The 18,362-nt window shown below is 66.4% G+C and carries 19 protein-coding genes; 9 read left to right on the top strand and 10 right to left on the bottom strand.

Features of this window, described 5'->3' with window-relative positions:
* On the top strand, nucleotides 1-614 hold a 614-nt coding region (locus tag N5E02_RS15880; RefSeq protein WP_279946483.1), incomplete at its 5' end, for a thiol:disulfide interchange protein DsbA/DsbL.
* A gap of 53 nt (nucleotides 615-667) precedes the next feature.
* Entirely contained in the window at nucleotides 668-1,405 is a 738-nt protein-coding gene (locus N5E02_RS15875) for an endonuclease/exonuclease/phosphatase family protein (RefSeq protein WP_005419292.1), read from the top strand.
* A gap of 48 nt (nucleotides 1,406-1,453) precedes the next feature.
* On the opposite strand, the gene N5E02_RS15870 is transcribed toward N5E02_RS15875, so the two are convergent.
* Nucleotides 1,454-2,329, bottom strand: a complete 876-nt coding sequence (locus N5E02_RS15870; RefSeq protein ID WP_065185387.1) for an EamA family transporter — start codon at nucleotides 2,327-2,329, stop codon at nucleotides 1,454-1,456.
* Between the two features lie 72 nt (nucleotides 2,330-2,401).
* On the opposite strand from N5E02_RS15870, the gene N5E02_RS15865 reads away from it, so the two are divergent.
* From N5E02_RS15865 to fhuE, 3 genes are all read left to right on the top strand, one after another.
* Nucleotides 2,402-2,884 (top strand): Lrp/AsnC family transcriptional regulator, encoded by a 483-nt coding sequence (locus tag N5E02_RS15865; RefSeq protein ID WP_279946482.1) that lies wholly within the window; start codon nucleotides 2,402-2,404, stop codon nucleotides 2,882-2,884.
* A gap of 77 nt (nucleotides 2,885-2,961) precedes the next feature.
* The gene (locus N5E02_RS15860) at nucleotides 2,962-3,513 is read left to right on the top strand and encodes a M23 family metallopeptidase (RefSeq protein WP_065185389.1); all 552 of its coding nucleotides are present in this window, start codon (nucleotides 2,962-2,964) and stop codon (nucleotides 3,511-3,513) included.
* Between the two features lie 176 nt (nucleotides 3,514-3,689).
* Nucleotides 3,690-5,849: a ferric-rhodotorulic acid/ferric-coprogen receptor FhuE gene (fhuE, locus tag N5E02_RS15855; RefSeq protein WP_279946480.1), complete on the top strand. Its 2,160-nt coding sequence runs from the start codon at nucleotides 3,690-3,692 to the stop codon at nucleotides 5,847-5,849.
* Nucleotides 5,850-5,981: 132 nt separating this feature from the next.
* On the opposite strand, the gene N5E02_RS15850 is transcribed toward fhuE, so the two are convergent.
* Nucleotides 5,982-8,843 (bottom strand): TonB-dependent receptor, encoded by a 2,862-nt coding sequence (locus N5E02_RS15850; RefSeq protein WP_139727654.1) that lies wholly within the window; start codon nucleotides 8,841-8,843, stop codon nucleotides 5,982-5,984.
* 364 nt (nucleotides 8,844-9,207) lie between these two features.
* On the opposite strand from N5E02_RS15850, the gene N5E02_RS15845 reads away from it, so the two are divergent.
* Nucleotides 9,208-9,549 carry a hypothetical protein gene (locus N5E02_RS15845; RefSeq protein WP_139727656.1) on the top strand — a complete coding sequence of 114 codons (342 nt, stop codon included), beginning with the start codon at nucleotides 9,208-9,210 and terminating at the stop codon, nucleotides 9,547-9,549.
* 9 nt (nucleotides 9,550-9,558) lie between these two features.
* On the opposite strand, the gene N5E02_RS15840 is transcribed toward N5E02_RS15845, so the two are convergent.
* Nucleotides 9,559-9,966, bottom strand: coding sequence for a biopolymer transporter ExbD (locus tag N5E02_RS15840; RefSeq protein WP_019338425.1), 408 nt, complete (start codon nucleotides 9,964-9,966; stop codon nucleotides 9,559-9,561).
* 150 nt (nucleotides 9,967-10,116) lie between these two features.
* Between N5E02_RS15840 and N5E02_RS15835 the strand changes: the two genes are divergently transcribed.
* Nucleotides 10,117-12,102: a transglycosylase SLT domain-containing protein gene (locus tag N5E02_RS15835; protein ID WP_279946484.1), complete on the top strand. Its 1,986-nt coding sequence runs from the start codon at nucleotides 10,117-10,119 to the stop codon at nucleotides 12,100-12,102.
* Between the two features lie 126 nt (nucleotides 12,103-12,228).
* Nucleotides 12,229-13,449: a multifunctional CCA addition/repair protein gene (locus tag N5E02_RS15830; protein ID WP_139727660.1), complete on the top strand. Its 1,221-nt coding sequence runs from the start codon at nucleotides 12,229-12,231 to the stop codon at nucleotides 13,447-13,449.
* 47 nt (nucleotides 13,450-13,496) lie between these two features.
* Here N5E02_RS15830 and N5E02_RS15825 read toward each other — a convergent pair whose 3' ends face one another.
* From N5E02_RS15825 to N5E02_RS15800, 6 genes are all read right to left on the bottom strand, one after another.
* Nucleotides 13,497-13,694 carry a hypothetical protein gene (locus tag N5E02_RS15825; RefSeq protein ID WP_139727662.1) on the bottom strand — a complete coding sequence of 66 codons (198 nt, stop codon included), beginning with the start codon at nucleotides 13,692-13,694 and terminating at the stop codon, nucleotides 13,497-13,499.
* A 102-nt stretch (nucleotides 13,695-13,796) separates the two neighbouring features.
* Nucleotides 13,797-14,231, bottom strand: coding sequence for an SseB family protein (locus tag N5E02_RS15820; protein ID WP_005419309.1), 435 nt, complete (start codon nucleotides 14,229-14,231; stop codon nucleotides 13,797-13,799).
* Nucleotides 14,232-14,309: 78 nt separating this feature from the next.
* The gene (locus N5E02_RS15815; protein ID WP_061479618.1) at nucleotides 14,310-14,669 is read right to left on the bottom strand and encodes a hypothetical protein; all 360 of its coding nucleotides are present in this window, start codon (nucleotides 14,667-14,669) and stop codon (nucleotides 14,310-14,312) included.
* Nucleotides 14,666-14,968: a type II toxin-antitoxin system HigB family toxin gene (locus tag N5E02_RS15810; RefSeq protein WP_065178056.1), complete on the bottom strand. Its 303-nt coding sequence runs from the start codon at nucleotides 14,966-14,968 to the stop codon at nucleotides 14,666-14,668. The genes N5E02_RS15815 and N5E02_RS15810 overlap by 4 nt, the downstream gene beginning before the upstream one ends.
* Before the next feature lie 49 nt (nucleotides 14,969-15,017).
* Nucleotides 15,018-15,356: a hypothetical protein gene (locus N5E02_RS15805; RefSeq protein WP_065178055.1), complete on the bottom strand. Its 339-nt coding sequence runs from the start codon at nucleotides 15,354-15,356 to the stop codon at nucleotides 15,018-15,020.
* Nucleotides 15,353-16,396: a S41 family peptidase gene (locus N5E02_RS15800; RefSeq protein WP_065178054.1), complete on the bottom strand. Its 1,044-nt coding sequence runs from the start codon at nucleotides 16,394-16,396 to the stop codon at nucleotides 15,353-15,355. Before N5E02_RS15800 ends, N5E02_RS15805 begins: the two co-directional genes overlap by 4 nt.
* Before the next feature lie 415 nt (nucleotides 16,397-16,811).
* Here N5E02_RS15800 and N5E02_RS15795 point away from each other — a divergent pair, with 415 nt between their 5' ends.
* Complete coding sequence (locus N5E02_RS15795; RefSeq protein ID WP_065178053.1) at nucleotides 16,812-17,246, top strand: hypothetical protein; 435 nt, start codon at nucleotides 16,812-16,814, stop codon at nucleotides 17,244-17,246.
* Nucleotides 17,247-17,348: 102 nt separating this feature from the next.
* On the opposite strand, the gene N5E02_RS15790 is transcribed toward N5E02_RS15795, so the two are convergent.
* The coding region (locus tag N5E02_RS15790; RefSeq protein WP_279946479.1) for an autotransporter outer membrane beta-barrel domain-containing protein at nucleotides 17,349-18,362 on the bottom strand (1,014 nt) is incomplete at its 5' end.

The following is an 18,362-nucleotide window of genomic DNA, read 5'->3' as shown; positions in this document are numbered from 1 at the left end:
CGCCGGCCCCGACCACCGCCGCACTGACCGGCCCGGCTCCGGTGGAAGGTGCCGACTACCAGGTGATCCCGAACGGCCAGCCGTTCCAGCCGGCCGCCGGCAAGATCGAAGTGACCGAGATCTTCGGCTACGTCTGCCCGGCCTGCGCCGCGTTCCAGCCGCTGGTCGGCCCGTGGAAGGCCGGCCTGCCCAGCGACGTGAACTTCGTCTACGTGCCGGCCATGTTCGGCGGCACCTGGGATGACTACGCCCGTGCCTTCTACGCCGCGCAGACCCTGGGCGTGCAGGAGAAGACCCACGAAGCGCTGTACGCCGCCATCCACTCGCAGAAGACCCTGAAGGGCGAGCGCGGCCGTGACTCGGTGGAAGACATCGCCAAGTTCTACGCCGCCTACGGCGTCGATCCGAAGCAGTTCGCGGCCACCATGGGCAGCTTCGCGGTGAACGCCAAGACCAACTCGGCCAAGCAGTTCGCCCAGCGCAGCCAGATCAGCGGCACCCCGTCGATCATCGTCAACGGCAAGTACCTGGTTAAGGGCAAGAGCTTCCCGGACATGCTGCGCATCGCCGACCACCTGATCGCCCGCGAACGCGGTGCGGCCCAGGCTCACTGATCCAAGAGAAGCATTTCCCGGCCGTGAATTCCCCCCGTACACGGACCCTGCGCTTGCTGACGGCCAACATCCAGGCCGGCTCAAGTACCCGCCGTTACAGCGACTATGTGACCCGCAGCTGGTCACATGCGCTGCCGGCGGGTCGCAAGCGCAGCAGCCTGGACGCGATCGCCACCCTGGCGCGCGAACATGACATCGTCGGCCTGCAGGAGGCCGACCCGGGCAGCCTGCGCTCGGGCTTCACCAACCAGACCCATTACCTGGCCCAGCGCGCCGGCTTCAACTACTGGAGCCACCAGCCGAACCGGCGCATGGGCGGGGTCGCCTCCAGCGCCAATGGCCTGCTGAGCAAGCTGGAACCGGTGGAAGTGCAGGACCACGCCCTGCCCGGCCGCATCGGCGGGCGCGGCGTGCTGCTGGCCAAGTTCGGCGATGGTGCCGACGGCCTGGCGGTGGCGGTGGCCCATCTGTCATTGGGCGCGGGATCGCGGATGTCGCAGCTGGGCTTCATCGCCGAGCTGCTGTCCGACCACCCCAACGCGGTGCTGATGGGCGACTTCAACTGTCTGGCCGAACGCCCGGAAATGCAGGTGCTGTACCAGAAGACCCGACTGCAACCGCCCGGCTGCATCGTGCCGACCTTCCCCAGCTGGCGCCCCGACCGCGCCATCGACCACATCCTGGTCAGCAGTGGCCTGCAGACCCGCACCGTGGAAGCCGTGCCGGCCGCGTTCTCCGATCACCTCGCCCTGGCGATGCAGATCGACGTCCCGGCCGACGCCCTGCGCTGAACCGCCCCCCTGGTAGGTGCGGACCGTTGGTCCGCACGCTCTCTGCCGCTACCCGGCCTGGACCACCGGCACCTTCAATCGCCGCGCGGTCATCGTGCTGCCCACCGAAGCCAGCACCGTGCAGCCGATCGCCAGCCACTGCAGCCCGTGCAGGTGTTCGTGCAGCAGCAGCATCGCCCACAGCGCGGCCACCGCCGGCTCCATGCTGATCAGGATGCCGAAGGTCTCCTTTGGCAGGCGCTTGAGCGCCATCATCTCCAGTGACATCGGGATCGCGCTGGACACCAGCGCCACCAGCAGCCCGGCTGCCAGGATCTTCGGGTCGAGCAGCGCGGCACCGGCATGCACCACGCCCACCGGCACCACCACCAGCGAAGCCGCCAGCAGCCCCAGCGACACCGAATGCCCGGCGTGCAGGTGTCCGGCACGCTTGCCGAATACGATGTAAAGCCCCCAACACGCCGCTGCGCCCATCGCATACAGCACGCCGGTCGGATCCAGCGCCCGGCCGCCGCCCAGCGGCAGCAGCAGCAACAGCCCCACCGCCGCGCAGCCCACCCAGAGGAAATCGATCGGGCGCCGTGATGACAGCATCGCCACCGTCAGCGGCCCGGTGAACTCGATGGCCACCGCGATGCCGAAGGGAATCGTGCGCAGGGCCATGTAGAACAGCAGGTTCATCAGGCCCAGGGTGAGCCCGTAGCGCAGGAGGGTGATCGCATCCGCGCGGCCGGTCTTCCAGCGCCACGGCCGCCAGAACAGCAGCAGCAACAGCGCCGAGAAGCCCACGCGCAGCGCGCTGGTGCCCTGGGCGCCGATCAGCGGGAACAGGTGTTTTGCGTAGGAGGTGCCAATGGCCAGCGAGGTGACCGAGCCAAGCACCGCCAGCGCCGGCAACATCGGCGCGAGTCGTGAGGTCTGCATGGGCAAAGTCTATTGCGCCCGCGCCGAGCACTTGGCTCAATTGACAGCCCGTTCGTGCAACTTCTGCTCACCATGGCTACCGCCCCCGTGCTCGACAGCTTCGACCGCGCCATCCTCGGCCTGCTGCAGCGGGACAACACCCTGCCGCAGCGCGAGATCGCCGAGGACGTGCACCTGTCCACCCCAGCCGTGCAGCGCCGCATCAAACGCCTGCAGGACAGCGGTGTGATCGCGGCCAACGTGGCGGTAGTCGCCGCAGCCAAGGTCGGGCGACCGCTGACCATCATCGTCGAGGTGCGCGTGGTCAGCGAGCAGCGCGAACGCGTGGCGCCGTTCAAGCGCCGCGTGCAGGACGACCCGGCGGTGCAGCAGTGCTACTCGATCACCGGCGACGGCGATTTCCTGCTGCTGGTGTCGGCCGCGTCGATGGAAGAGTACGAGGCGATCACCGAGCGGCTGTTCGGTGGCGATGACAACATCGAGCGCTTCCGCACCTCGGTTGTACTGGGAACGTTGAAGCGCAGTTTCGAAGTGCCACTGGATCCGGTTCTGTAGCGCTGAGCCATGCTCGACTGCGCTTTGACCGCAAAGCAACAGCCGCCGAGCATGGCTGGGCGCTACAGTCGGAGACCATGAACACATCGCCCTCCCCCGCCCGTCGCCTGCGCCGCTGGCTGCTGCGCGGCCTGTGGCTGGTCATCGCGATCGTTGCCGCCATGGCACTGTGGAACAGCCCATGGGCCGCTGCACCGAAACTGCTGTGGACACTCTCGCGGATGCCTCCGGCCACCGAGCTTCCGGTGCCGGTGGAAGGTGTGCGGCCCCGCCAGATCGCCGATACCTTCGGCGCCCCACGCGGCCGTGACCGCTCCCACGCCGGCATCGACATCTTCGCCAGGCGCGGTACCCCAGTGCGCAGTGCCACCGCCGGCGTCGTCGTGGATGTCAGCGACCGCGGCCTCGGTGGCCGCCAGGTGTGGGTGATCGGGCCCGGGCGCGAGCGCTACTACTACGCCCATCTGGACGACTGGGCCGAGGGCCTGGCGCGCGGCCAGGTGGTCCAGGCCGGCGACCTTCTCGGCCACGTCGGCGACAGCGGCAACGCCAAGGGTACGCCGCCGCACCTGCACTGGGGCATCTACGGCACCGACGGCGCGCGCGATCCACTCCCGCTGCTGCGCTGACCCAGCCCACACCCGGATCATCGGATCGATTCGTTCATTATTTGTAAATAGGAATAGTTCGTATTACGATTTCTTTCGTTTCCGGTGGCGCCAGGACGGCCTGCCCGCCCTCCCCCTACCCGTAGCGCCTCGCCTTCTGGATGCCGGCCGAGCGCGCGTGCTCGTCCAGGACCCCCATGACCCGTTCCGCCTTCCGTACCCCGCAGCCGCAACGGCTGTCCGTTGCCGTGCTCGCCGTTCTCTGCGCCGTGGCCCCGGCCGCCTTCGCCGACACCGCCGCCGATCCGACCACCCTCGACAAGGTGGTGGTCAAGGGCGAACGCGCCGAAGGCTATTCGGTGCGCCGCACCTCGGCCGGCACCCGCTTCGACCTGGCGCCGCGCGAGATCCCTCAGTCGATCAGCATCATCAGCCACCAGCGCATCGAAGATCAGAACCTGGACGACATCATCGACGTGCTGGCCAACACCACCGGCGTGACCAGCACCCAGTCCGACAGCGAGCGCACCGAGTTCTACGCGCGCGGGTTCTACATCGATGCCTACCAGTTCGATGGCCTGCCCACGCAGATGGTGCAAAACTGGAGCTATGGTGATTCCGGCCTGGACCTGGCGCTGTACGACCGCGTGGAAGTGGTGCGCGGCGCCACCGGCCTGCTCAGCGGCGCCGGCAATCCGTCCGCATCGGTCAACCTGATCCGCAAGCACGCCGACAGCGCCGAGCTGGCCGGCAGCGTGTCGGTGAACGTGGGCAGCTGGGGCCGCACCCGCACCACGGTGGACGTGGGCAGCGCACTCAACGCCAGCGGCACCGTGCGCGGCCGCGTGATCGGCAGCTATCTGGACACCGACGGCCAGATGGACCGCTATAACCAGCGCAAGACGCTGGGCTACGCCGTCATCGACGCCGACCTGACCCCGGACACCCAGCTGAGCGTGGGCTACGACTACCAGCAGAAGCGCGCCAATGGCGCGACCTGGGGTGGCTTCCCGATGCTGTACTCCGATGGCTCGCGCACGGGCTACGACGAATCGTTCAACGCGAGCCCGAAGTGGACCTACTGGGACACCACCAGCAAACGCGCCTTCGCCACCCTGCAGCACGCCTTCAGCAATGGCTGGAAGTTCAAGGTCGGTGCCACGCACGATGAGACCAAGGCTGACGACAAGCTGTTCTACCCGGCCTACAACGACTGGACCACGGGCGCATCGAACTTCGACAAGACCACCGGCGCGGGCATCTCGCCGTCCGCGGGCTTCTACAACACCGAGCGCAAGGTCACCGGCGTCGATGGCTACGTTGATGGTCCGTTCCAGCTGTTCGGCCGCGAGCACCAGTTCATGGCAGGCCTGAGCTACAACAAGCGCGAGTACGCCAACTACGGCGACTACCAGGTCGGCGGTGCCGGCCAGACCTGGGATCCGTTCGCAAGCTATCTGAACTGGACCGGCAACATCAGCGAGCCGAACTGGAACCCGCTGGCACTGGCCAGCGAGGGCACCATCACCCAGAAGGCCGGCTACGCGGCCGCGCGCCTGTCGCTGGCCGATCCGCTGAAGCTGATCATCGGCGCCCGCTACACCGACTGGAAGAGCGAGGGCGAAGGCGCCGACCGCGCGCACAAGGTCACCACGCCGTACGCCGGGCTGGTGTTCGACATCAACGGCACGTACTCGACCTACGCCAGCTACACCGAAATCTTCCAGCCGCAGACGCTGAAGGACCGCAACGGCAGCTACCTCGATCCGGTCGATGGCAAGAGCTACGAAGTGGGCGTCAAGGGGGCGTGGTTCGACAACCGCCTGAATGCCTCGCTGGCGGTGTTCCGCATCGAACAGGACAACGTCGGCCAGGCCACCGGTGAACCCGTGCAGGGCAGCCAGAACGAGTTCGCCTATCGCGCCGCGCGTGGCACGGTCAGCCGCGGCTTCGAATTCGAGGTGAACGGCGAGCTGGCACCGGGCTGGAATGCCACCTTCGGCGCATCGCGCTACGTGGCCAAGGACATCAACGGCGCCGACATCAACACCAACCTGCCGCAGACCGCACTGAAGCTGTTCACCAGCTACACCCCGCAGTCGCTGCAGGCGCTGACCGTCGGTGGCGGTGCCAACTGGCAGAACCGCATCTACTACCCGGTACCGGCCTACGGCCGCATCGAGCAGGAAGGTTACGCACTGGTCAGTGCCTTCGTGCGCTACCGCATCTCGCCGGAGTTCAGCGTGCAGGCCAACCTCAACAACCTGCTGGACAAGAAGTACTACTCGCAGATCACCGGTTACGGTGCCTACGGCGATGGCCGCAATGGCTCGCTGACGTTCACCTGGGCATTCTGATCAGACGCGGGGTACGACCACCCCGCACCTGTAGCGCCGATCCCATGCCCGGCTCAGAGAATCAGCCGAGCGCGGGCTCGGCGCTACATCCGCAAGGCAGCGCCGGAACTGGCCGGCGCTGCCACCCTCACATCAGAACCGCAGGTCCGCGCGCAGGTACCAGTAACGGCCACGCGGGATGTCGTAGGTCGAGGCGTCATACCCGTTCAACGAGCACGACAGGCAGATCGGCGGATCCTTGTCGAACACATTGTTCAGGCCCGCGGTCAGCTGCAGCCCCTTCATCCAGTCGATCTTGTAGCCCACCTGCATGTCGTGGAAGGTGGTGGCCGAGAGCGTGTTGGTGCCGTCGGCCTGGTTGCTGCACACCGGGAATGCCACGGCATCGCCGCAGTTCTCGGTCAGCTCGGAGATGTGCCGCACCGTCCAGTTCGCACTCCAGCGATCCATTGTCCAGGCGATGCTGGCGTTGCTGGTCCACTCCGGAATGGAGCTGTCGGACACTTCCACGCCCGGCTTCTGCGGCTGCTTCTGGCCCGCCGCACCGGTGGCTTCGTAGCGACCCACGAAGGTGTTCTTCCAGCCCAGCTTGAACTGACCGATCGAGCTCTGCGGCAACGTCCAGAACAGATCCACATCCCAGCCATCGGTCTTGATCGAACCCAGATTGGTCAGCCGGTTGTTGAAGCTGCTGACCGCGCCGGTGCTGGCACGGGTGATGCCGTTGCAGTAGATCGGGTCCAGCGTGTCCACGCACAGGTCCAGCTGGGTCTGCGCGTTGATTGCCTGGATCGCGCCGTCGATGGCATGGCGGTAGAAGGTCACTTCCACATCGAAGCGCTCCGACCACGAACTGTTGCTGCCAAACCATGGGCTCCACACGAAGCCTGCGCTGAAGCTGCGCGAGCGTTCCGGATCCAGCTCGCGGTTGCCGCCAGTGGTCACCGAGATCTGCGAGTTGGCCTGCTGGAACCCGGCCGGTACGCCCAGCGCAGCACAGTTGGCCGCGCTGCCACGCGGCGGCGTACCGCCCAGGCCCACCGAGCACGGATCGAACAGCTGCAGGTCGGCACGCGCGGCCGAGCCGTACAGCTCACCGATCGATGGTGCACGGAAGCCTTCGGCATAGGTCGTGCGCAGCACGAAGTCATCGGTGACCTGCCAGCGCAGGCCGTACTTGGGCGTGAATTCACCACCGAAGGTGGAGTAGTCCGAATAGCGCCCGGCCAGGCTCAGATCCAGCTTCTTGCCGAAGGTCGAATCGGCGAAGATCGGCACGCTCAACTCCAGATACGCCTCGTTGACGTCATAGGAACCCGAGGTCGGCTGCGACGGCACGCCGTTGTAGTGGCCGGCCACCGTCAGCGGATCGGGCTGGTACGAACCCTCGTACTTGCGATACTCGAAGCCGGTAGCGAACGACACCGGGCCGGCCGGCAGCGTGAACAGGTCGCTGGACAGGTTGGCGGTGAACAGGCTCAGTTCGTTCTGGCTGCGGTCACGCACCACCGGCTGGATCCACTTCAGCATGTCCGGGGTGATCGAACCGACACCGCCGAAGATGTTCAGCGGCACGCAGCCCGGCGTCGCCGCACAGACCGACGGATCGCCCAGCGCCATGTTGACGTTGTAGATGTTGTAGCTGCCGTAGTTGGTCTGTTCGGCCTTGTTCTTGCTGTACATGCCGTTGACGTCCCAGTACCAGCTGCGGTCAGCCGCCTGGAAGTTGCCGACGAAGCCGGTGGCGAAATACGTGGTGTCCACTTCCTGCTTGAACACGCGCGCGCCGCCTTCCACCGGGCGGCGGCCGATCAGGCTCAGGTTGTCACCCGAGACCAGGTCGAAGCCGAACGGGTTGTACGGATTGAGCGCGGACACGGTGATGTTGTCGGCCAGCGGATTGCCGGTGGCGCCATCGGGGCCGAAGAACAGCGGCTCCGGGCCGGCCTGGTTGGTCGACTCACGACGGTTGCCCAGTGCCTTGACGTACCACTGCACGTTGTCGGTGATGTCGAAGCGGAACTGACCGAACAGGCCCTTGCGCTCCGAGGGCGTCAGCACCATGTTGTACTCGGCGAAATTGAACCGGTCGGCGCTGGTGAAGCAGTGGTAGTCATCGGTGCGCGCGCAGCCGGCGCTGCCGTCGTAGCGCGGGTTGCTCACGCCGGTATTGGGCACGATGTTCTGCACCGCGCCGGTGTTCGGGTCGGTGAACATGAAACGACCCTGCGGAATGCCACCGCTGCCGAACGCCAGCCCGGTGCCGGGAATCGGGAAGCGCGACTGCTCGCGGTCCTTGGCAAACACCGGATCCTGCTTGGTCCAGCTGGCGCCCAGGAACAGGCTGAAGCGGTCGCCGCTCTTGCCCCAGGCCAGGTCCACGCCCTTCTGCGTGCCATCGCCCTTGCTGTACTCGCCATAGTTCAGGGTCACCTGGCCGCCATCGAAGTCACGGCGGGTGATGATGTTGACCACGCCGGCAATGGCGTCGGAACCGTACAGCGACGACGCGCCATCTTCCAGCACTTCGATGCGCTCGACGATGGCCAGCGGAATGGTATTGAGATCGGTGGCCGAGCCGACGCCGGATGCGGATGACTCATTGACCCAGCGGATGCCGTCGACCAGCACCAGCACGCGCTTGGCGCCCAGGTGGCGCAGGTCCACCTGCGCCGAACCGGCACCTACACCACTGCCATCGGGCGGGAAGCCGAAGTTGCCGGACGAGTTGAACTTGGCGTTGAGCGCCGAACCGGAACCGGTGAGCTGCTGCAGCACTTCGCCGATCGAGGTCAGGCCGGTGCGTTCGATATCGCCGCGCGTCAGCGTCTGGATCGGCACCTGGCCCTCCACCTCAGCGCGCTTGATGCGGGTACCGGTGACTTCCACCGCATCCAGGTTGGTGGTGGATTGTGCAGCGGCACCCAACGGTGCCAGGGTCATCACGCACAGCGCGACGGCAACCGCCAAAGGGCGGTGGTGCAGGTGATTCATTCGCTCTCTCTCCAAAGGAATGTCGGGACATGGGCCGCCGCACTCCCTCCCTGCATGGCGGCGCCGTCTCCTTTGTAAACAAGTGGTAAAAATCGCGGCGTGATGATCGACACTCTTTCACGCGGAATTGACGCAATTGCAGGCCGATTGCGTCAGATAGCTGCAGGTTATGACCGGACGATACTGTTCACCGCAGGCAGCCTTGATGCAGGCTGCGACAGCGCGCGCCGGTAGCTTCCGCATTCACGGAAAAGGCCTTTGCCGGATCGTTTCAGGAATAGTTTGAAAATTCCTTCATTCAGGAGGCCCCACCAGTCGACCCAGCGCAGACTCGCACCTCCAGCCATTCGCGGGAGGGCCGAGCATGAAAGCAGTGACTGCCGTGCCGGGCGTCACGATGGTGATGACGCTGCTTCTTTCCCTGGCAGGTGAATCGAGAGCAGGCGGCGTGATCGAGTGCAACAACTGTCCCTCTCCCAGCGATGCGGCCTTGGCCTCGGGAGAGGGACTGACGGTTGTGGTGGATTTCGAGAGAGCCGAGTTGACTGCTTTCCACGTTGAACATGACCCTGAGCGCAGAAAGTGGCGAGCACATCCGACCCAGGTTCCAGTGCAGATTGAAATGGCTTTTCTGCGGATCCTGGATGCGACGCTGTCAGCAGGGCAAGCGCCGCTCATGCAGCAATCACCGCATGAGCAGCAGTGAGACAACGCTCTATCGCACGAAGGCAATGCGCTCCATGCCAGTGGCTTCGGCCGCAGCCAATATCCGCGCCATGCCTTCGTACTCGGCCGCCGGATCGGTGGCGATGCGCAGCTCCGGCAGGTTGCCGGCATGCTCGCCCGCCTGTGCCTGCAGGCGCGCCTGCAGTTCGCCGATCGCCATCGGCTGGCCGTTCCAGCTGAGCTGGTTGGCAGCGTCCAGGCGCAGCTCGATCGGAGGCGGCGGTTCGGGACGGTCGACCACCCGATCGGTGGCCTGCGGCAACTGCACCGCAATCGGCCGGGCCACGATGGGCGCGGTCACAATGAAGATGATCAACAGCACCAGCATCACATCCACCAGTGGCGTGACATTGATGTCCGCCAGCGGGCCGCTTCTTCCTGCGCTACTGAACGCCATGTGCCGCTCCCTGCAGCCGGGCCGTTCGCCCAAGGCCGACGTTACGACGCCTGCAACCCCGTGCGGCAGGGCCTGCGCGGATTCATTCAGCTGTCGTTGCCGACGCCCGGCGTGCACGCAATGCGAAACTGAATTCAGCCATTGCCCGCTATGCTGCCCGCCATGACCCGACGCACTTCGACCGCCCTGTCCCTGCTGCCCTTGGCCACCACGCTGCTGATCGGCTGCGCCAATGCCCAGTCCCTCGATGCCCAGAACGCGCAGCTGAAAGCCGCGATCGCAGCCGCCGAACGCGGCCAGTTCGATCCTGGCCAGGCCGCTGCGCTCAGCCGTCACCCGGCCTATGGCTGGCTGGAGTACGCCAACCTGCGCCGCAACATCGATACCGTCGATACCGCGCAGGCGCAGGCCTTCCTCAAGCGCTACGACGGCCAGGCCGTGGCCACCACCTTCCGCAGCGTGTGGCTGCCCTCGCTCGCACGCCGCCAGGACTGGCCGACCCTGCTGGCAAACTGGGCGCCCACCGAAAACACCGGCCTGCGCTGTGCGCAGCTGACCGCGCGCCAGGTGACGGGCAAGGTCGATCCGCAGTGGATCAGTGAAGCGCAGGATCTGTGGCGCAAGAACGGCAAGTCGCTGCCGGACGGCTGTGATGCCGTTTTTGCCGTGCTGCAGGCACAGGGTGACCTGAGCGACGCCCTGCGCTGGGAACGCATCGATGCCGCCGCCGATGCCCAGCAACCGGCGGTGATGCGCAGCGCTGCACGCGGCCTGCCTGCCGCCGACCTGGCGCTGGCGAACAATTACGCCGCCTTTGTCGACAAGCCCAATGCCAGCGCCCTGAACTGGCCACGCAACGAGCGCAGCCGGCGCATCGCCACCGATGGCCTGGCCAAGCTGGCCAAGGCCGACCCCGGCGCCACCGAGCAGCAGCTGCCGCAGTACGCCCAGACGCTCGGCCTGAGTGCCGACCAGCAGGGCCAGGTGCTGTACCAGATCGCGCTGTGGACAGTGGCCTCCTATCTGCCCGATTCGGCACGCCGCCTCAACGCGGTGCCGGAGTCGGCCTATGACGAACGCCTGCACGAGTGGCGCGTGCGCGAAGCGATGTCGCGCGGCGACTGGCCGGCGGCGCTGACCGCCATTCGCAAGATGGGCAGCAAGCAGCGCAGCGACCCGCGCTGGCGCTACTTCGAAGGCCGCATGCTGGAGAAGACCGGCCAGGCCCAGCAGGCGCAGCCGCTGTTCCGCGAGGCCGCGCGCGCGCCGACCTTCCACGGCTTCCTCGCCGCCGACAAGCTGCAGCAGGGCTACACCCTGTGCCCGTGGAAGCCGAACGACAGCGCACAGGCACAGGCGGTGATCGCGCGCGACCCGGCCATCCAGCGCGCGATGGCGCTGTACCAGATCGACCGCGCTGGCTGGGCCGTGGCCGAATGGAACAGCGCGCTGTCGCGCTTCGATGACACCCAGCGCCGCCTCGCCGTGCGCGTGGCGCAGGACAATGGCTGGTTCGACCGCGCCGTGTTCGCGCTCGGCAAGCAGCCGCAGGAACAGCGCCTGTACGACCTGCGCTTCCCGCTGCATCACGACGCCACCATCCGCCGCGAATCGGCACGCAACGCGATCGACCCGGCCTGGGTGGCCGCGGAGATCCGCGCCGAGAGTACCTTCACTCCCCGTGCGCGCTCGCCTGCCAATGCCATGGGCCTGATGCAGGTGCTGCCGGCCACCGGTGCCAGCGTGGCCAAGTCGATCGGCCTGACCGGCTACGGCGGCGCCGACAGCCTGTACGACCCGGACACCAACATTGCCATCGGCACCGCCTACCTGCGCCAGCTGATGAACAAGTACGACGGTCTGCCGTACGTGACCATCGCCGCCTACAACGCCGGCCCGACCCCGACCGCACGCTGGCAGGGCCAGCGCCCGGGCTTCGATCCGGACCTGTGGATCGAGACCATCAGCTACAAGGAAACCCGCGAGTACGTCGCCCGCGTGCTGGCCTTCAGCGTGATCTACGACTGGCGCCTCAATGGTGATGCGCTGCCGCTGAGCGACCGCCTGATGGGCCGCCTGGTGGACAAGCGCAAGAAATTCAGCTGCGCGGCCGACGCTGAGCAAGGTGGCGATTGATCGCACTGCGGTCGTGCCGGCGGCTGGCCTCGATCGGAATATGCACCGCCTGGGTGCTGCTTCGGGGTGGCGCGGCCTGCCGTGATGCCTCTGTATTGGTAGTGCCGGCCGTGCGATCATTCCCCCATGAAGATCTATCTTGTCGGCGGCGCCGTGCGCGACCGCCTGCTGCAGCGCCCTGCCGGCGACCATGACTGGGTGGTGGTTGGCGCCACGCCCGCGCAGATGGAAGCGCTGGGCTACACTGCGGTTGGCCGTGACTTCCCGGTGTTCCTGCACCCGAACACGGGTGAGGAATACGCACTGGCGCGCACCGAGCGCAAATCCGGCCGCGGCTATCGCGGCTTCGTGGTGGATGCTGATCCGGCCGTAACGCTGGAAGAAGACCTGCAGCGCCGCGACTTCACCATCAACGCGATTGCCTGCGACGAAGACACCGGCACGCTGGTCGATCCCTACGGCGGTGTGCGCGATATCGAGCAACGCGTGCTGCGCCATGTCGGTCCTGCGTTCGTCGAAGATCCATTGCGCGTGCTGCGCGCGGCCCGTTTCATGGCGCGCTTCGCACCGCTGGGCTTTACCGTCGCCGAAGAGACCATGGCGCTGATGCGCGAGGTCGCCGCCAGTGGCGAGCTGGACGCGCTGGTGCCGGAGCGCGTCTGGCAGGAACTGCGCAAGGCGCTGGTCAGTGAGCGGCCCTCCGCCTTCCTGCGCACGCTGCACGATGCGCATGCCCTGGGCCCGATCCTGCCCGAGCTGGAAGCGCTGTACGGCGTGCCGCAACGTGCCGAGTTCCACCCCGAGATCGATACCGGCATCCACCAGGAAATGGTCAGCGACATGGCCGCGAAACTGGCGCCGGGTGATGACCTGGTCGGCTTCGCCGCGCTCACCCACGATCTCGGCAAGGGCCTGACCCCGCCGGAGGAATGGCCGCGCCACATCATGCACGAGCAGCGCGGCATCAAGCCGCTGAAGGCACTGTGTACGCGGTTGAAGATTCCCGCCGAGCACCAGCAGCTGGCCGAAGCGGTCTGCCGCGAGCACTTGAACGTGCACCGCATCGACGAACTACGCGATGCCACCGTGCTGGAACTGCTGGGCCGCTGTGATGCGCTGCGCCGGCCGGAACGCGTGGCCCGCATCGCGTTGTGCTGCGAGGCCGACAAGCGCGGCCGGCTCGGTTTCGAGGATGCCGACTACCCGCAGGGCGAAACGCTCAAGCGCCTGCACCGGGCAGCGCTGTCAGTGCAGGCGCGGGATCTGGATACCACGCATCTGAAGGGCCCGGCCATCGGTGAGGCACTCGCCAAGGCCCGGGTGAAAGCCATCGCCGCTGCCCGCTGAAGCATCTGGTGATGCCGGCTGCTGGCCGGCACCTTCACATCGCCCGTCTAACGACGGCGCTTCCGCGAGAAATGGTCGACAGCATGAGCACCCAACATGATGGGTTGCATCAAGAGGAACAGCCATCCACCCAGCCGGAGCGTCTCCACCGGATTGAACCGGGTGATGAACGCAGCTGCCAGAGTCAAACCCACAAGAAGGCCGATCTCATAGACCCACAGCGATCGGTTAGAACGCTTGCCCACGATGCTCCTCCCCATTGAACAGGACGCGCTTGCAAGCCATCGCAGCCGTCCTGCACCACGGGTAGTGCCGGCCGTTGGCCGGCAACCACGCAATCGCTGGATTCAGTGCGCCATGCCGCGGGTAATCGCCGCCGCACGCTGCTTCAGCTGGGCCACGGCATCGGGAATCATCTCCATGCCCACGTCCAGGCCCGGGTTCAGGACCAGGCCGACGCCGTCGCCGATACCGGCCAGCAGCGCGTGCACCGCGATCGGCATGGCATGCGCAAACTGCGGCAGCTGCTCGTGCCACAGGCCCGCGCGCTCGGGGGCAGTGAACACCGCGAACATCGGCTCGCCGCTCTCGCTGGTCAGCACCAGCGGCGAGATGCTTTCGTCCCAGGCGCCATCCTCACCAATGGCCTTGTCCAGCAGCACGAACGCCGTCGAAGTCAGCAGGCCGTCGAGGAACTGCGCTGCGGTCAGCGTACCGTCCTGGGCCTGCAGCAGGCGCACCTCGAGGTCGTTGAGGGGTTCGAACGGGGTGTCGTGGTCCATGGTCGGTTCCGGTACGTGGTTGCAGGCTGCAACTTTAACAGGCCGGGAGTGAGGCACGGCAGCGTATCGGTAGGGGCTTCAGCGGCCGATGAGACTTTCTGCGGGAATGCCCAGGTTGCGGTGAAGCTTCCGGATCATTTCAAGAGTCAGACCGCGCTTGCGATTCAACACTTCATAGACACGGTTGAGCTGGCCGATGGAGGGCACCAGATCCTTCACGGTCAGACCGCCCTGCTCCATGCGGAAGCGGATTGCATCGATAGGATCTGGCGGCTCGATCGGGTAGTGCTTCGCTTCGTAGGCTTCAACCAGCGTTACGAGAATTTCAAATCGATCGCCATCCTCGCTGCCCAGCTCCGGCTCGTTGTCGACATAGAACGAAATCTCGCGCAGCGCGTTTTCGTAGTCGCTTTCCGTACGGATGGGATGGATGTTCATAGAAGCTCCACAGTGTCGGCATCGATCCGGTCGTACTCGGCGTGGGTGCCAATGAACTTGATGTAGACCACTTGAAACCTGTAACCCACAGCGACGATGAGCCGGTAGCTGTTGCCCTTTATGTTGAACACCACACGACTATTGGCCACGAAACTTGCGCTTGCGTAACGTTGGCGTACGTCATGCGGTGTGTCCCAGACGGCGTGCCTCACTTCGTCATACCAGGACCTCAGCGCTGCTTCCGAATCAGGGTGACGTTCCCAGAATCGTTTCAGCGTCGCCAAAGCAACCACTTTCATTCGGACATCCTAGTCCCAATATGGGACATAAGCAACCGTTTCATCTTCATCAGCGGCCGATGTATCCGTGCCGCCACAGCCAGCCCAGCGCAGCCAGCCCGGCCACCACCACCAGCATCAACGGCAGGCCGAAGCGGTGCCGCCACGGGATCGGCACCCCACCCAGCTGCTGGTCCATGGCCTCGGTATCCAGCACCCAGCCGTGCTCGCAACGGGTACAGGCCAGTTCGTAGCGGCGCTGGTAGGTGAAGCCGAACAGCAGGTCGATGCGCGCCATTTTGTAGCGCAGCTGCGGGGCGAATTCGGTTTCGGTCTGGCAGCGCAGGCAGTGGTGGGCTTCGGTGGGGCCGACGATCAGCACCCGTTCCTGTTGGCCGATCAGGATCATGACCGGGTGCCTTGGCAGGCGGGCTGGGCCAGCAGCCAGGCTTGGGCGGCGGCCACGGTGGCGGCGTCCCCCTTGACGCGCTGGTCGGGCTCGATCTTCAAGCCATCACCACGATCATTGCGGTCCCGCATCACGCTGGTGGTCAACAGCAGGCGACTGCCATCGGCAAGCGTGTGCACGACATTGCCAGTGGAGACACCCGCAGTAGGCTGACCGAAACTCCGCGTCTGCAGACGACCACGCCACGCCAGCACCGAGGCCTCGCCCGAACTGCCGGTGCGCGGCCCGAACAGCACCGCCACCGGCGCGCCGGGCTGCCGCAGCACATAGCCGGACTGGCCGAAGTCCAGCACCGACTTGCCTGCACGCTGTACAGCGGTCGCGGTCAACGTCCAGCGCTCCGGCCCCTGTGCGGCTTCGAACGCTCCCACATCTTCGTTGTTCACCACCGAGGTGCGCAGCAACGGTGCCATGCCCAGCAGCATCGGCCACATGTTGCCACCGCTGTTGTCACGCAGGTCGACGATCCAGCCACAGCGCATGCCGTCGTCCTTGCTACGGATTACCTGCTGCCACCGCGCGGCGCGCTGGATGTCCTGGCGGAATTTCTCCTGCGGCGTCGCGCCGGGCATAGGGGCATAGCCCTCGATGACCACCCAGCCGATGCGCGCATCCACCGCATCGACGGCCTTGGCCCGGTCCACGGCGGCGGCACCGGCCTGCTGCGCGCGCACAAGGGATTCACGCTGGCGCTGGGTCGTGGTCCATGCACCATGGTGGCCGGTGCTGAGCGCAATGGCTTCGCGCAGAACGGCCAGCCGTTGCGCGGGATCGCCCTGCGCCGATTGCAGGCGGATGCGGATGGCGGGCCAGTCCACCCGATCGCGATACAGCGCCTGGCGTTCAAGCAGGCTGAGGATCTCGGCCAGGGTCTCCGGCGAGGGCACCTCGACCGTGCTTGGCGTATCGGCCATGGCGCCGGTCGCCAGCAACACGAACATCAGCGTGCCGATGCGACGCACTCCCTTGCGAACCTGCATGCGACGCTTCCTTGTCGTTGAGTCAGGACCGCAGCATAACCGGGGCATGATCGCTTGCGCCACGCGCGAACTGTCGTATCCGGCCCGGTCGCGGGTTGCAGCAAGGCGGCTTGCGTGCAGTCACCACATTGCAACTTTGCCCATGTCATCGCGGCGCACAACGCGCCAAGGTGGCCTCCGTCGGCGCTTCCTGCGCTGACCGGGATTGGCGTCCTGAATGAAGCTTTTCACGAGCGGGCTTGCAACGTCGTTGCCGGCCCGAACAATGCACCGTCCGTCGTTCTGCGGCGGGCGGTGCGTGGGGATCCCCGGATCCGCCGGCGTCATTCCTCGTGAAGAGCTTCACCGGCACGCCAACCCGCACCGCCCGCCACCTTGCATCCCGCAGGTGGCCTTGCCTTGTGAGGTTGCTGCCATGAACTCGCCCTACCCCACCTATCCACGCCTGCAAGCTCTGCTCGGCGCTGCCCTGCCCGGCCTGCAGCTGTCCACTACGGCCGCCGAAGCGCTGGAAGATGCGCTCACCGAAGCCCACGAACAGGCGCCGCCGTCGGCGTTCTTCGCCCGGTTGCGCGGCATCGCACACAGCCACGGAGCCGACGGCCAGGCGTGGCGCGAGCGGCAACTCAGCGAGGCACGCGGTCGGGAACTGGCCGAGGCGACGCGCTGTCTTGCCGCATTGTCCGCCTGCGGTGGTGTGTTGCTGGCCGCACAATCGGCGCGCGACATGGATGACGCGCAGGCACAGTGTCCACCGCAGGTGGAGGAAGGGTTGCTACATGCGGTGGTGGTGTTGGCCGATCGTGCCGGGGCGCTGGTGGAACCGGATGCTTGCGCACCGCTGTTGTAGAGCCGAGCCTATGCTCGGCTGCGCGGAGGTCATGGCGCCGGTGGGATTCGTGCCGACCAAGGTCGGCACCTACCAGAGCGGGTCGGACATCTGCACCGCGCGCTACCAGTCCGCGCGCAGGCCGATGTTGCCTTCGATGACGCGGCGCTTCTCGTTGCGGTCGCCGCCCAGCTCCCGCGTGTAGTCAGCCACGGCATAGGCGCTGATGGTGCGGTTGAAGCGCCCTACCACACCTACACCGGCTTCGAGCGCGCGCGAGCGCTGCGAATTGACGATCACGTCGCCGTCGAAACGGATGCGGTCTTCGCCGGAACGCCCGTGCCAGTAGTTGAGCTTGAAATACGGCTGCCAGCCGTTGTCGGCCAGCTGGTAATCGCCGGCCAAACGCAGGCCCACACGGCCGGTCCAGGCGTTGTCGTTGTCGAAGCGCACGCTCGATACTTCATCGCGACGGTCATCCAGCGAAGTGCGCTGCCAGATCACCTGCACCTGCGGTTCCAGCCACCATGCGGACTGCCCGACGTGCAGCAGCGGCTTGCCGGCCTCCACCGACACGCTGGTGCCGTCGCCGCTCAGGCCGAAGCCGAGCCCGCGCGAGGAACGCACGCGGCCGTCGTAGCGGCTCTGCATCGCCACGGCGTCGATGTAGCCACCGCTGCTGTCGGTGAACGTCCAGTACAGGCCCACGTGCTTGTCGTCCAGGCGGTTCTGGCCCACCTGTACGTTCTCCCAGCCCAGTGCCAGGCCGGTGGTCTTGCCCTGCGCGCGGGTGCGGCCGACGAACACGCCGATCTGGTTGCGGTGGTTGTCCGACGCCGCGGCCCACACGTCGAGGCCGGCCTGCAGGCCCATTACATCGCCATCAAAGCCGGGCTGCGCATCGCCCTTCCAATGGATCTCGCTGCTCTGCCCCACCAGGCGGCCCCAGGCGGTGCGGAATGCGCCCTGGTTGTACAGCAGGCGCTGTTCGCCCTGCCGCTCGTGGAAGGTACCGAGGCTGGCCAGCGAGGTCTCGCGCAGCAGCGGCGGCACCACCGCGTAGGCGGCGGTCTCCACGCGGTACAGCGGTACCACCGCGCCTTCGGCCGGGCGTGCACCCGGCGTCGGCGGTGCACC

The sequence above is a fragment of the Stenotrophomonas sp. GD03777 genome (assembly GCF_029842485.1).
Taxonomy (GTDB): Bacteria; Pseudomonadota; Gammaproteobacteria; order Xanthomonadales; family Xanthomonadaceae; genus Stenotrophomonas; species Stenotrophomonas sepilia.
The sequence above is the reverse complement of the archived record's forward strand: the minus strand, read 5'-3'. Positions and strand labels throughout refer to the sequence as shown.